Annotated in this window: 13 protein-coding genes; 5 read left to right on the forward strand and 8 right to left on the reverse strand. The window is 35.9% G+C overall.

Annotated features, from left to right (window positions below):
- The first annotated feature begins 1 nt into the window (after position 1).
- On the forward strand, positions 2–1,027 hold the full coding sequence (locus tag NMK36_RS10235; RefSeq protein WP_072722129.1) for an isochorismatase: 1,026 nt from the start codon (positions 2–4) through the stop codon (positions 1,025–1,027).
- Here the strand turns inward: NMK36_RS10235 and NMK36_RS10240 are convergent.
- The 8 genes from NMK36_RS10240 to NMK36_RS10275 form a co-directional block, all read right to left on the reverse strand.
- Complete coding sequence (locus NMK36_RS10240) at positions 1,011–2,453, reverse strand: GGDEF domain-containing response regulator (RefSeq protein WP_072722128.1); 1,443 nt, start codon at positions 2,451–2,453, stop codon at positions 1,011–1,013. The two genes, NMK36_RS10235 and NMK36_RS10240, sit on opposite strands and share 17 nt — an antisense overlap.
- Complete coding sequence (locus NMK36_RS10245; RefSeq protein ID WP_254173662.1) at positions 2,437–4,380, reverse strand: response regulator; 1,944 nt, start codon at positions 4,378–4,380, stop codon at positions 2,437–2,439. Before NMK36_RS10245 ends, NMK36_RS10240 begins: the two co-directional genes overlap by 17 nt.
- 58 nt (positions 4,381–4,438) lie before the next feature.
- Positions 4,439–4,828 carry a response regulator gene (locus tag NMK36_RS10250; RefSeq protein WP_072722126.1) on the reverse strand — a complete coding sequence of 130 codons (390 nt, stop codon included), beginning with the start codon at positions 4,826–4,828 and terminating at the stop codon, positions 4,439–4,441.
- 111 nt (positions 4,829–4,939) lie between these two features.
- A complete protein-coding gene (locus NMK36_RS10255) occupies positions 4,940–7,666 on the reverse strand; it encodes an ATP-binding protein (protein ID WP_254173663.1) in 2,727 nt (908 codons plus the stop codon).
- Positions 7,667–7,771: 105 nt separating this feature from the next.
- A complete protein-coding gene (locus tag NMK36_RS10260; RefSeq protein WP_072722124.1) occupies positions 7,772–8,374 on the reverse strand; it encodes a hypothetical protein in 603 nt (200 codons plus the stop codon).
- A 2-nt stretch (positions 8,375–8,376) separates the two neighbouring features.
- On the reverse strand, positions 8,377–9,465 hold the full coding sequence (gene ribD, locus NMK36_RS10265; protein WP_072722123.1) for a bifunctional diaminohydroxyphosphoribosylaminopyrimidine deaminase/5-amino-6-(5-phosphoribosylamino)uracil reductase RibD: 1,089 nt from the start codon (positions 9,463–9,465) through the stop codon (positions 8,377–8,379).
- A gap of 91 nt (positions 9,466–9,556) precedes the next feature.
- Positions 9,557–10,075: a cyclic nucleotide-binding domain-containing protein gene (locus tag NMK36_RS10270; RefSeq protein ID WP_072722122.1), complete on the reverse strand. Its 519-nt coding sequence runs from the start codon at positions 10,073–10,075 to the stop codon at positions 9,557–9,559.
- A gap of 152 nt (positions 10,076–10,227) precedes the next feature.
- Complete coding sequence (locus NMK36_RS10275; RefSeq protein WP_254173664.1) at positions 10,228–11,046, reverse strand: tetratricopeptide repeat protein; 819 nt, start codon at positions 11,044–11,046, stop codon at positions 10,228–10,230.
- A 108-nt stretch (positions 11,047–11,154) separates the two neighbouring features.
- On the opposite strand from NMK36_RS10275, the gene NMK36_RS10280 reads away from it, so the two are divergent.
- The 4 genes from NMK36_RS10280 (at position 11,155) to NMK36_RS10295 (ending at position 13,183) form a co-directional block, all read left to right on the forward strand.
- On the forward strand, positions 11,155–11,376 hold the full coding sequence (locus NMK36_RS10280; protein ID WP_254173665.1) for a hypothetical protein: 222 nt from the start codon (positions 11,155–11,157) through the stop codon (positions 11,374–11,376).
- A gap of 192 nt (positions 11,377–11,568) precedes the next feature.
- The gene (locus NMK36_RS10285) at positions 11,569–11,871 is read left to right on the forward strand and encodes a hypothetical protein (RefSeq protein WP_254173666.1); all 303 of its coding nucleotides are present in this window, start codon (positions 11,569–11,571) and stop codon (positions 11,869–11,871) included.
- 203 nt (positions 11,872–12,074) lie between these two features.
- Entirely contained in the window at positions 12,075–12,431 is a 357-nt protein-coding gene (locus NMK36_RS10290; RefSeq protein WP_072722119.1) for a hypothetical protein, read from the forward strand.
- Between the two features lie 29 nt (positions 12,432–12,460).
- Positions 12,461–13,183 carry a phosphatase PAP2 family protein gene (locus tag NMK36_RS10295; protein ID WP_083580189.1) on the forward strand — a complete coding sequence of 241 codons (723 nt, stop codon included), beginning with the start codon at positions 12,461–12,463 and terminating at the stop codon, positions 13,181–13,183.
- Positions 13,184–13,185: the final 2 nt, after the last annotated feature.

Here is a 13,185-nt window from a genome sequence, read left to right on the forward strand (position 1 = left end):
AATGATGACAGAAAAAATAGATTCTCTCCCCATTCCCCCCCACTTTAATCCCCAGCGTGTGGGAAAAGTTTGGCGTGTTCGATATCAAATTCGAGCCCAGGAAGCAGAACAATGGGCAAAACAGTATAAGATTCAACCTGCTAGTCAGGATCAACTTAAAACCTGTTTAATTTTAATTGATGTTCAAAATACGTTTTGTATTCCTGAATTTGAGTTATTTGTAGGAGGCGCATCGGGAAATGGTGCAGTAGAAGACAATATTAGATTGTGTGAATTTATTTATCGAAATTTAAACAAAATTAGCCATATTATTGTGACTTTAGATACCCATACCGCCTTCCAGATTTTTCATCCCATTTTTTGGATTAATCAACAAGGTGAACATCCAACTCCTGCAACCTTAATTTCCGTTGAAGATATTCAAAATCACATTTGGAAAGTGAATCCGAAAGTTATCAATAGAATTTTAGGTGCAGATGAAAACACCCTAGAACAATACGCCTTACATTATGCCCAAACCTTAGCAAAAAAAGGTCAATATCCCTTAACAGTATGGCCCTATCATTCAATGTTAGGGGGGATCGGTCATGGGTTAGTTTCAGCCGTTGAAGAAGCGTTATTTTTTCATACGATTTCCCGATGTTCTCAAGTTCAATTTGAGATTAAAGGAAATCATCCTTTAACAGAAAATTATTCGGTTTTGCAACCGGAAGTTTTAGAAAATATGCACGGAGAAACCATGGCTCAAAAAAACAAACAATTAATAGAACAGATTTTAAACTTTGATCGAATTCTGATTGCGGGTCAAGCAAAAAGCCATTGTGTTGCTTGGACAATTGACAATTTATTAACCGAAATTCAAGGCAGAAATTCTAATTTAGCCCAAAAAGTTTATTTATTAGAAGATTGTACCTCTCCTGTTGTTATTCCCGATATTGTGGATTATACTGAACAAGCAAATCTCACATTTCAACGATTTGCTACCGCAGGAATGCAGATTATTAACTCTTTTAATCTACTTGAGTAACGATGCAATTTCTCCCTTGTTGTTTAGCTTGATATAAAGCTTGATCAGCAGATTTTATTAATATAAAAGTTGAGTTTTCTTTCGTTGGAATTAAACTAGATATGCCGAAACTTAGTGTGAGTAATTCACTCACTTGAGATTGAGAATGGGGAATATTGAGAATCCGAATAGAAGTTTGAATATCTGTAGCAATTTGCCCTGCTTCTAAGAGATTCGTCTGGGTTAGAATAATAACAAATTCTTCACCTCCATAACGAGCTAGTAAATTTCCAGGACGTTGAATCACTTGATCAATTGCTTGAGCTACTTTTTTTAAACAGTCATCTCCTTCTAAATGACCATAGGTATCATTATAAGCTTTAAAATAATCTACATCACATAAAATCAAGGAAATTGGCTTTTGTTCCTGTAGATGTCTCTGCCATTCTTGATTTAAAAAATCCTCAAAATAATGACGGTTAGCAATTTGTGTTAACCCATCTAATTTAGCCCAACGAGATAAATCAAGCTCTATCTTTTTACGGTCTGTAATATCTCGAATGGCGATCGAAAATCCGTCCCCTAACCTCACGGCAATAAAATGATACCAACCTTGAGTATCGTCACTGTGATAAAAAATATCATCAATTAAAGGAGTTCCTGTTTCTACTAAATTAACAAACTTTTCAAATAAGCTGGAATCTATTTTTTTCAATAATCTTTTTAAAATAACTTTTCCCATTAACTTAGAGCGATCTTGCTTCAAAATTTGGCCAATGATTGGATTCACAACTAAACAACGGAAATCCATAATTTTTCCGGTCATTGTGTTTCGGATAGATTGAAAAGCAGCAATTCCATCCATTGACGTATTTAAAACACTTTGAATTAAAGCACGAGATTGATATAAAATTTCTTCTGTTTCTTTACGTCGTTGAATTTCTTCTTGTAATTGCTCTTCTTTGGCGAGACGGTGTTGAATTTCCTCTTTTAACCGTTCTTCTTGGGCTTGACGATATTCTATTTCTGCTTGTAATTGTTTTTTCTGTCTTTGAATAATAAACTGGGTTTCAATCCGGGCAATAACTTCTTCCACTTGAAAGGGTTTATTAATATAATCAACCCCTCCTAATTGAAACGCTCTTACCTTATCCCAAACTTCATTTAAAGCACTAATAAAAATAATAGGAATTTCCTGTGTTTGAGAATCTTGTTTCAGTTTTTGGCAAACTTCATAGCCATCCATTTCCGGCATTTTTATATCTAATAAAATTAAATCAGGGGGGGATGATTGTATTGCCCTTAAAGCGGATATTCCATTAATAGCTTGACGAACTTTATACCCTTGTTGCTTAAGGATTTCTGATAAAACTTTTAAATTTTCAAGTTTATCATCTATAATTAAAATACCACCGGGTTGTTGTTTTTTATTAGGTCGAATATTCATGGATTTTTATTTTTTCAATAAGATTAAAGATTTGATCAACTCTATAATTAGAAACTAAATCCGTTAAGGCTTGAGACAGATCAGCTTGTCCCAACGGAATTTCTTGAATTAGATCTAAAACTAACTCATAATCTAAGTCAAGGCTGGCTTGATAAAGTTCATCTATCCATTGAGAGGGCATCCCTTTCAAGCTTTCAACAGTAAGTATAGAGTTTGAGGGATTTAAAAAGTTTAGGGGGGTGTCCTCCGCATAGATATATTCAAGACCTAGATATTTTGCAATCATCTCAAAAATATGGGATTCTTGAAAGGGTTTTCTCACAAAATCGTCACAACCCATTGAAAGTACCAAGGCTTTTTGTTCTTCTAAAACACTAGCAGTAATCGCAATAATCACCGTAGCATTTCCTTTTAAGGTATTTTTAATTTGTTTTGTGGCTTCATAACCATTCAAAATGGGCATAATCAGATCCATTAAAATTAAATGGGGTTCCCACACATCCCAAATTTCTACAGCTTCTTTGCCATTTGAGGCTTCTTTTAATTCTAATCCCAAAGGTTTCAGCAATTGCATTAATAATTTACGATTAGAGAATTTATCGTCAACAATTAATATTTTATAGGCAGGTTGATTGGGGGCTAAACCCACTATTTTTCGAGATAAATTTTGATTAAATAAACAAATGTCATCAACGAATTTAGCGTGAATATTAAACGTAAAGGTTGTACCGACTCCGACTTGGGAATTAACTTTAATTTTCCCACCCATTAGGTGTACAAATTTTTGACTAATCGATAAACCTAACCCCGTTCCTTCATCAGCTTCTCTTCCCCTTTGAGTTTGAGTAAAAGCCTCAAAAAGCTGATCAATTTCTTCTGGATCAATTCCAACTCCCGTATCTTGAACTGTAAAAATCAGTTGTAGGTTTGAGGGGTCAATTTTATTACAATTGACGGTTAGCTTAACGCCTCCTTGATGAGTAAACTTGAGAGAATTATTGAGTAAATTAATCAGAATTTGACGAAGTTTAATCTCATCAGTACAAACATATTGAGGAACAGCTTCACAACAGCTAAATGTTAAGCTTAAATTCTGATTTTTAGCCTTAAGAGAAAACATATCTTCTAAATCTTGAAGGAGATGATATAGATCAAAATTAGCCTCATTAAGGGTGATTTTGCCTGCCTCAATTTTAGCTAAATCTAAAAGTTGGTTAATTAAACTTAATAAATGTTCTCCACTTTGTAAAATAATCTTCACTTGTTCTTGGTGTTCAGCAGAAAGAGTTGTACTTCGGTTCATTAATTGAGCAAAACCTAAAATCGCATTTAAAGGCGATCGCAATTCATGACTCATATTGGCTAAAAATGTACTTTTAGCTTGATTCGCCACTTCAGCCGCCTGTTTTGCCTGTTCTAATTGTGTAGTTCGTTCTAAAACTTTTTGTTCCAGAGAAATATTTAACTGTTGTAATTGTCGATTTAATTCGTGTAATTTTTTGTTTTGTTCTACCAGTTGTTGTTCTTGAGCATAGCGCCTTAATGCCTCTTGAACTGTTAAAATTAAGTCCGTTTCATCCCAAGGTTTGCTAATATAACGATACAAACTCGCTTGGTTGACTACATTGCCAACAGATTGAGCGTCTGCTTGTCCAGTCAACATAATTTTTAACATTTGGGGATAACTTTGATGAATTCGGATTAATAACTCATCCCCTTGTAAACCCGGCATAATTTGGTCAGAAATGACTAAAGCAACTTCCAACCCTTCCTCATGCAATTCTTCAATGACTTCTAAGGCTTCTTCGCCACTTTCTGCTGATTCTAATTCATAATGTTGAGGTAAATTACGTTTGAGTTGTTCTTTAAGACTTTCTAAGATAACGGATTCATCATCTACACATAAAATTGCCAATTGTTTAGCCATTGTTCTCAAATTATTATCGGAATAAATTAAAGCAATAAAAATCTATAAATGTTGATCACTATCCTAAAGCCGATGCAATCGTTTGTGCTAACTCTTCTTCTGTCCAAGGTTTATAAAGACAACGATATAAATTAGCATATTTTTCTGCCCGTTTAATCGCCGTTTCATCCGCTTGTCCCGTCAACATCACTGTAATAATTTTGGGAAAACGACGATGGACTTCAATGAGAAATTCATCTCCTCGCATTTCAGGCATTAACCAATCCGAAACAATAATTAATACTTCAATATTTTCCTGTTCTAAATCTTCCAGAATATCTAAGGCTTCCGGGGCACTTTCTGCACCTTCATAGATATACTCCTTTCCAAATCTCCGTTTGAGTTGTTCTAGGAGACTTTCTACCACAAACCGTTCATCATCAACACAGATAATAGCTTTTTCTACCATTGGCTTTTCCTTTTTGAATTTTAATTAAATTGATTTTTTTGATTAAGATGGCTAATTAAAAGTAAACTTTACTCATTTTAACATAAACAGAACTCATCTCAAAATTTCAGTTTAGGTTCGAGGTAAGGAGATCGTAAAAATAGTGTTTCCGGGTTGACTTTGAACGGTAATCTGACCTTGATGTTTATCAATAATTTTTTGAACAATATCTAATCCCAAACCACTACCTTCTCCCCAAGGTTTTGTTGTAAAGAAAGGTTCAAAAATGCGTCCTTGAATATCCGCCGGAATCCCACAGCCTGAATCGATGATTTGCACCCGAAACTCAGTTTCTTCTTGGAGAACGACAATCTTGAGAGTTCCCTGACCCTTCATGGCTTGAATACTATTATGAATTAAATTTGTCCAAACCTGCATTAATTCATCAGGATAACAATCAAGGGAATGGGTAATTTGATAGATACGATTGACTTCTATGCCGCGTTTGAGTTGATTGTGATAGAGTTCTAAAACCGTATCAATGCCTTCAGTAATGAAGACAGATTGTTTTTGACCACTGGGATCATAACGAGCATAACTTTTGAGAGCAAAAACAACTTTAGAAGCTCGTTCAATCGCCGTAATCATGGTTTGATTATTTCGTTGTAATCGAGCTAGATTATAAGCTAAATTTAATAACCATTCTTGTTCAGGATGTTGAAGCAGGGGTAAAATAAATTCCAAGTTATCATAAATGCCAATATCAATTAAAATATCAGCTATTTTTCGAGGAGATTCGATTTGATACTCTTTTAATTGTTGAGCCAGTTGACGTTTATATTCACGCTGTTCTCGTGTAGAAATTTGCTGGGGGTTGTTTCGCGAAAAATCTAATACCTTAAAAAACAGCACTTGTTGATCAGGATCAAGTTTTTGAGAAAGTTTGGGTAATTCAATTAAAGATTCAATTAAAGCTTGATTATTATTATTAATAGCAGCTTGAATTGCACCTAATGGAGTATTAATTTCATGGGCAATTCCAGCCACCAATTGCCCTAATGTCGCCATTTTCTCAGACTCAACCAGTTGACTTTGAGTAGCTTGTAACTGTTGCAGGGTGTGAGATAATTCTTGCGTCCGTTCTTTGACTTGATGTTCTAAAGTTTGGTTATATTCAGCCAGAATATGTTCGGCTTCTTTAGTCGATGTAATATCGGTAATGGTTCCAACATATCCTGTAATTTGACCTTCTCTATTTCGTTCAGCTAGTGCTTTTCCATAGACCCAAATTGTACTACTATCGGGTTTAAGAAACCGATATTCATACTGAAAAGGAACACCTTCGTGGACAAATTTTAACCAACAGGAAAGAATCTGATCTCGATCTTGTGGGTGTAGAGTTTTTGTCCAACCCATCCCCATTGTTTCCGCTTGACTCAGACCAATCATGGCAAAATGTTGGTCATTTCCATAGATATAATTTCCTTCAATATCAGCCCGAAAAATTCCAACGGGTGCAGCTTGAGCTAAACTCGTATAACGTTGTTCACTAATTTGTAAAGATTGGTTCAGATTTTGCAGTTGAGTTAAAGTGGTTTGCAATTGTTGAATCATGTTATTAAAAGAACGGGTCAGTTCTCCTAATTCATCTTGACGATTCGCTTCTTGGGGTAAATCCCATTGTCCGGCTGCAATGTTTTTCGACGCTTGATTGAGTAGGATAATAGGAAATGTAACCCATCTTGCTGTTAAAATTCCAATGGTAATTGCTACAATAAAGGTGACTAAACACAAAAGTAATGTTGTTCGATTGTTGGCTTGAATTTGATCTAAAAAATCCTGTTCAGGAACAACCAAAACAATCATCCATTCTAATTTTTTATTATCACTAAAGGGAATAACATTTAAAAAATAGTTCTCTTTATTAATTAAGAATTTAAGTTTTTGAGGGTTATAAATTTTATGCAGGCTTTTAAACTGTTTCAATAATTGTTCTGTCGCTGATTGGGTAATTTTATTCTGACTTTCTGTTGCCAAAAAAAGTTGATTTTGATTGCCAATTTTTCTAAAGGGTTGTTCTCCCGTAGAACTAGCTAACAAATGACCTTGGGGATCAACAATAAAAACTTGTCCTGATTTACCGATTTTTAAACCTTTTAAAAAAGTAATAATTTGGTCAAGCCGTAAGGTAGCCAGTAAAATTCCTTCTATTTGTTGTTTTTGATTGTAGATAGGTTCTAAGGCACTAATTAATAAGCTGGGTTCTAAAATAGAAACAAATACATTACTCCAGGAAGCTCGGCGTTCTTTTATGACTTTTAAGTAAGTGGGATGTTGACGTAAATCATAGTCTTTTTTGACTAATTCACCTTGAGTCCGATTTCCTTGAGAATCAAGTTGAAACGTATAGAAATTATTACCAACATCATCCCCGACAACATTAACTTGGAAATCACCATTCAGGCGTTTTTCACCTGACCTTTGTTTATTTTGATTGGTCGCAATGGCAATAAAAGTAATATCAGGATATAATTGAACTTGTCGCCAAAGGTATTTTTCCCAAGGATATAAATTAGTTGTATTTAAAAAACCTAATTTAATTTGATTATAATTAGTTTGGTTAATTTGATCGGGAGTTTCTAAGAAAAACTGTAAATTTTCTTGAACACGATTACTTACTTGGTTGATTAACTGCTGGGCTAAATTTTCAACAGCTTTTTGTCCATTTTTAAATGAAAAATAACCCACTAATCCAACCGTAGCCGTAATTTGTACCACAAAAGGTACAATTAAAACTGTTCTTAACGGCAGTTTACCGATGGTTTTTGCTACAAATTGATTCCAAGGTAAGCGTAACATTATTCATTATTTCTATAGAAATAGTGTTGTAACCTCCCCAAACCTGCAAAAAGTGTAAGTAAGGGTGAGGTTATCGCCGATCATTGTAATTGTTTTGAGGACGTTTTAAGGGGAAGTAGGAGAAACTTCGGGTTCAGGAGATGAAATCGTGGGGGAAGAATTTTGATAGGATTTATTAAAGCTCATGGCAACTAATGAAAATCCTAAATAGGCAGGTAAAATAATGGCAGTTATAAAAGCAATCACCGTTAACCAAGCTCCTAAATTACTAGAAGAACCATAGGTTGAACGATAGGGATCAGCTTTAATTTGGTAATGGTTTTCGGCATGATCTAGTCCTCTTGGACGCTTAAACCGAACCCGTCGATCATCTAATTTTTCCACTAAAATCCAACCCATTTCGGTTTCTTCCTGACATAACTTTTTAAAAATAGTTGGATTCCGAAATACATCTCGACTTGCCCGAACAATTTTATACTCCCATTCCCGAACGAAAGGTTCAGGAGATTCAGCGTTAGAATAGCCGTTAGGTTGTATAGATTTTACAGGCATTTGTTTAGTATCTTCTGAGTCGTACCGAGTCAATGTTTCTTCCTCCTCCTGTTCTAATTGTATATCAGTTTGTATGGAACAGAGCCAACTCGCCAATAAAACAGCATCAATTCCTAGGCTACTGACCATAAGACTTAATAGGGCAACTTCGCTCATAATTAAGTTTGAAATAAATATCCTTCAATCCAAAAATCTTTACCTACAGAACCCCAGGTCATTCGTTCTAATAAAAGTGCTTCTGTCATCTGAGTTAACCCTAAATCTGCGACCGGAGATGGTGCTGTTTTTCCCCCAATAATTTTAGGGGCAATAAACGCTAAGATTTTATGAATACTGCCATCTACGAGCGCCTGAGCCGCAAGGGTTCCTCCACATTCCCACAACACCGATAAAAACTGACGTTTATACAAATAAGCCATGACTTGGGCAGGCGTCAAGGGCGATAATTCCGCTACCTCTACCCCCTTATTCTGCAAAAACTGTTGGAAATCTGGATTTACACCCTCCTCTGTTATAACTAAAGTTTTCGCTTCTTGAGTGTCCCATAAATGGGCTTGTTTGGGTAAGTCTAAAGTTCGACTCATAACCACTCGCAAAGGGTTGGGTTCTCCGGCTTCGTGGGTCGTTAGCCAAGGATTATCTCGTCGGACGGTATTTCCTCCGACAATGACCGCATCACAAGCAACGCGCAACTGATGAACTTTTTGTCGAGCTTCGGTTCCCGTCACCCAAGAACTATGACCTGTTGTGGTGGCAATTTTTCCATCTAAGGTCATGGCATATTTCAAAATTCCCCAGGGTTTCTGATGCAAAATTCGATAGACAAAAGCTTCATTTAATTGTTGACAATCTGGTTCTTCAAGGCCAACAATAACCTCAATTCCTGCATCTTTTAACCGTTGAATTCCTGTTCCTGAAACTAAAGGATTGGGATCAACCATTCCCACCACAACTTTAGCCACTTCAGCTTGAATTAAAGCTTCTGTACAGGGAGGCGTCCGCCCAAAATGATTACAAGGTTCTAAATTAACATAAACCGTTGCTCCCTTGGCTTTTTCTCCGGCATTTCTCAGAGCAAAAACTTCGGCATGGGGTTGTCCAGCACCCGGATGAAACCCTTCTCCTACAATTTTTTTATCTTGAACGATGACACATCCAACTAAGGGATTAGGTGCTGTTTTTCCTAATGCTTGACAAGCTAATTTCAAGCAATATTGCATCATTTCTTGATCAAAATTTAAAGTCATAATTAAAAATAATTAAAATAATCTAAATGGACAAGTTTAATCATAAAAGCAATAAGTTTGCTTCTCGAAAATTTTTTAATTGTATTAATGATTACCCTCCCAAACGCTGCATAATCCAATCTAAACGATGATTGGGTTCATTTTCGGCTATATTATTGGAAGATTTAGAAGCTAACAAAGTAACGTTTTCTTCATGGCCAAAATGGTTAACGGTAGCTCGTAAGCGGGAGGATAAAAATTTAGTAATAGCTCGATAAAATCTCAATGAGAATAAAACATCCTCTTCTAATTTTTGAGATAAAAGTGATCGAGAAATGGATAACACACAACACTCTTCAACCGCTTGCACTGTAGCCGAGGGTAAACGTCCATCCACAAAAGACATTTCCCCTAATATTTCACCACCGCCAATTTTTCCAACCACTTGATTTCCTAAAGCAGCCACACAAACGTTGAGGGTTCCACTCAACACAATATAAAGCGCATCTAAGGGTTGATCTTCTTCAATTAGAACAGTACCCGCTTGCAAAACTTCTCGTTTTCCTTGGGTCACGATCCAATCTATATCTCGATCATTTAATTCCCCTAGAATCAGTAAGGCATTAGTCATAAATTTATGGGATTTTTAGAGAAAAAAAGTCCTTCCTAGAAAAACCGTTAAATCACCGATTTTTCGATCAGAACAAATGATAAAGTTCCCTATGGCGCGTTCTCTATTTTCGGTTTCCGATTCCCTCTGCTCTATTCCCTGTTTGAGTCCCCTTAATATAATTGTAGCATTAATTGTTTCCGATATTTTTGGGTCAAGGGATGGTCATCCCCCAGTAAATTAAAAATAGTCAACATTGCTTTTCTAGCCCCATCCTCTTTATATTTGCGATCGGTAGATACAATCTCTAAAAATAAAGATAACGCCTCTGCGTAGTCTTCCGCTAAAGTTAATTGACAAGCTTTTGCATAGTTCTGTTCCAGTTGGCTTTCTCCCGAAGCAGTAGCATCTGTTTTGAGTTGGATTAATTGTTTTAAAGCCTGAGCTTTGGGGAAGAAATCGCGCTGATCTTCTCCAATGGTATTTAACAGTTTTTCAGCATTTTCAAGTTGATTGAGAACAATTAAAAAATTAGCCGCTTCTAACACCACTTCTAAGCGATTTGGATAGTGAGAAAATAGCTGATCTAAAAGTTGTTTGGCGGTGGGAAAGTTCTTTTGAGCGATCGCAGTTTTTAAAGCTTCTAAATCCTGCTCAAAATTAGATTTTAAATTGAATTGGCTGAGGGTTTGCCGAATTTGAGCTTCTGTTAATGCTCCTACAAAACCGGGCTGCATTTCTCCTTGAAGCACAATTCTTACATCCGGTACACCTTCTACCCCATATTGACTTGCTAATTCAGGATTTTGATCAATATCAATTTTCGCTAAAATAAAATCATATTCGTTCACCAACTTTTCTAAAATGGGTTTTAAAATTTGACACGGGCCACACCAAGTTGCATAAAAGTCTACAAATACAGGGCTTTTATAGGAAACTTTGATTACCTCTTGCTCAAAGTTAGATTGATTAACGTCAATTGCATATCCCATCGGATAAATCCTCCCATTGATTTCGTTTCCTATTTTATCGTAAATGTTCAGAGTTATCCTTTAAAATTCCTAAAAAACGGTTTTTTCCCCTTAAAAATTGAGACTGTAATGAAGACTAATCTTAAATTGATGAGCGGGTTAACGGCTATCTTTATTTTTGCTTTTGGTTGCCGTTTATATGCTGTTGATACTCCTAGAACAAATTCTTCTAAAAAAACTAAAATTTCTAACCTTTTCTTAGAAGGTTCTGTTTTGTCTTCTACAAACTCTTCAAGCTTTATTATCCCAAAACCTCCCCATATTAATTCCGTCGAAGAAACAGCTTTTTAAGCCAGAGGGTTAGCGATTAGAGAGAAATTAGCTGCGATTAATTTAGATGAAAAAGATGCTTGGTGGCGACGAATTAAACTCGGTGATCCGCATAAATATTTATTACCGATTATTTTAGCACGATTAAGTCTACAAAATGAACCTGTCGGCAAAAATTATGATCCGCAACACAGTTGGGATGTTTTATTAAAATTGGATCAAGATAAGCCCGATCTCTATCATTTTCGAGCAGATTGGAAAAGTCAAGGAAAATTAAGTTATAAAAGTTTAGCAGGCGATCGCTTAACCTTAACCTATCAACAAAATGGAGCCCTTGGCAATGCTATCATTAATGGAAAACAACAAGTTTTAGAAGATTGGCCCGTTTTAGAGAGTCCTTATATTCAAGAAAAGCTTTATAGTGGCCTACTAGAGGTTAACGTCCCTCAACACCCTCCCTGGCGACTGCGAGGAACCCTGATGGGGCCAACTTGGGAGACGGGCAAACAAAAATGAATTGGAAATGTATTGAATTTCATGCGAGATTCATATACAATATACACAGAAATCAGGTTTCTGAACCAGACCTTTTGATTTCAGCCCCTAAACAACAACTAGAAACTGAGTTTCTTAGGTTTCTGGCATCAGTCCTGAGTCAGATTTTTTTTTGATAACAATTGATAACAATTGAGTTGAAATTGTGGATAATCAAGAGGTTTATGTCTAAAAAATGGATCGGCGGAATTTTGGTTTTTCTGGGTTTCATGATGTCTCCGTTGTGCTGGTGGAACGATTTAATTTTTAATTTACCGATTGCTTATGGGTTTGGATTTGTTTTTAGTAAATTGTCTGAAGATTTATTTTTTCCCAGTTCTATTTTTGGCTATTGGCTGTCAAATTTAGCGGGAATTCTCCTAATGCAATATGGGGCCATCAATGTTGTTGAATCTTCTTCCCCTGAACGAAATCTTAAGAAAGATTTAGCAATGGGTGTCTTTTCCTCAACTGCTTTTACCGTAGTAATGGTACTCTTAGTTCAGTCTAATGTAATTGACCTGTCCCTGCTACCGCATTAAACTGAAAATATGTGCAGTTTTAGGGCAAAATGATGTCTGATTTTAATCCCCATAAACCGTCATTTAGGGACTGGAGTTCTGTTCAACAGTGGTTCATCCTGCATTGGCAGTTTTTAGCTTTAGGAATTTCTTTACCCTTACTGTTGTTTGGGATTCTAGCTTTAAAAGTAGGCGAAAGTTCCAGTGGTCTACCTTGGGATTTATCGATTTTATTCGCCATTCATTCTATAGAACAACCTCAACTGGAAAGCTTGGCGATTATCTTAACCTTTACTTGTACTTCTCTAGGAATCGTTTTCCTAGCAACTCCGGTTGTTTTAATTTTAGGGTATCAAAAACAATGGCGATCGCTTTTGTATTTAATTTTAACGCTTTCAGGAAGTGGAATTCTGAGCCAATCCGCTAAAGTTTTCTTTCATCGAATTCGACCTCATTTGTGGCAATCTTCCTATCCTTTTCCTTCAACTTTTTCTTTTCCTAGTGGTCACGCACTCTTAAGTATGGCCTTTGTAATCGTTTTAATTCTTATAACTTGGAGAACAAAATGGCGAGGGTTTGTGATTGGTTTAGGAGGATTATTTGTCCTTGGAATTGCTTGGACAAGACTGTATTTAGGCGTTCATTTTCCCAGTGATATTTTAGCGGGTTGGTTTCTCGCTATCACTTGGTCAATTCTCAGTAGTTTATTATTAAATATTCACCAATTTAATCGAATTGTAGATACTCAATCTTCTACTGTTCTCGAAAGTTAACT

The organism is Planktothrix pseudagardhii, assembly GCF_904830925.1.
Lineage (GTDB): Bacteria > Cyanobacteriota > Cyanobacteriia > Cyanobacteriales > Microcoleaceae > Planktothrix > Planktothrix tepida.

What these genes read in the sequence shown, in the direction of transcription:
- NMK36_RS10235 (WP_072722129.1), top strand. Translation starts at nt 2, where the DNA reads ATGATGACAGAAAAAATAGATTCTCTCCCCATTCCCCCCCACTTTAAT.
- NMK36_RS10240 (WP_072722128.1), bottom strand. Translation starts at nt 2,453, where the DNA reads ATGAATATTCGACCTAATAAAAAACAACAACCCGGTGGTATTTTAATT.
- NMK36_RS10245 (WP_254173662.1), bottom strand. Translation starts at nt 4,380, where the DNA reads ATGGCTAAACAATTGGCAATTTTATGTGTAGATGATGAATCCGTTATC.
- NMK36_RS10250 (WP_072722126.1), bottom strand. Translation starts at nt 4,828, where the DNA reads ATGGTAGAAAAAGCTATTATCTGTGTTGATGATGAACGGTTTGTGGTA.
- NMK36_RS10255 (WP_254173663.1), bottom strand. Translation starts at nt 7,666, where the DNA reads ATGTTACGCTTACCTTGGAATCAATTTGTAGCAAAAACCATCGGTAAA.
- NMK36_RS10260 (WP_072722124.1), bottom strand. Translation starts at nt 8,374, where the DNA reads ATGAGCGAAGTTGCCCTATTAAGTCTTATGGTCAGTAGCCTAGGAATT.
- ribD (WP_072722123.1), bottom strand. Translation starts at nt 9,465, where the DNA reads ATGACTTTAAATTTTGATCAAGAAATGATGCAATATTGCTTGAAATTA.
- NMK36_RS10270 (WP_072722122.1), bottom strand. Translation starts at nt 10,075, where the DNA reads ATGACTAATGCCTTACTGATTCTAGGGGAATTAAATGATCGAGATATA.
- NMK36_RS10275 (WP_254173664.1), bottom strand. Translation starts at nt 11,046, where the DNA reads ATGGGATATGCAATTGACGTTAATCAATCTAACTTTGAGCAAGAGGTA.
- NMK36_RS10280 (WP_254173665.1), top strand. Translation starts at nt 11,155, where the DNA reads ATGAAGACTAATCTTAAATTGATGAGCGGGTTAACGGCTATCTTTATT.
- NMK36_RS10290 (WP_072722119.1), top strand. Translation starts at nt 12,075, where the DNA reads ATGTCTAAAAAATGGATCGGCGGAATTTTGGTTTTTCTGGGTTTCATG.
- NMK36_RS10295 (WP_083580189.1), top strand. Translation starts at nt 12,461, where the DNA reads ATGATGTCTGATTTTAATCCCCATAAACCGTCATTTAGGGACTGGAGT.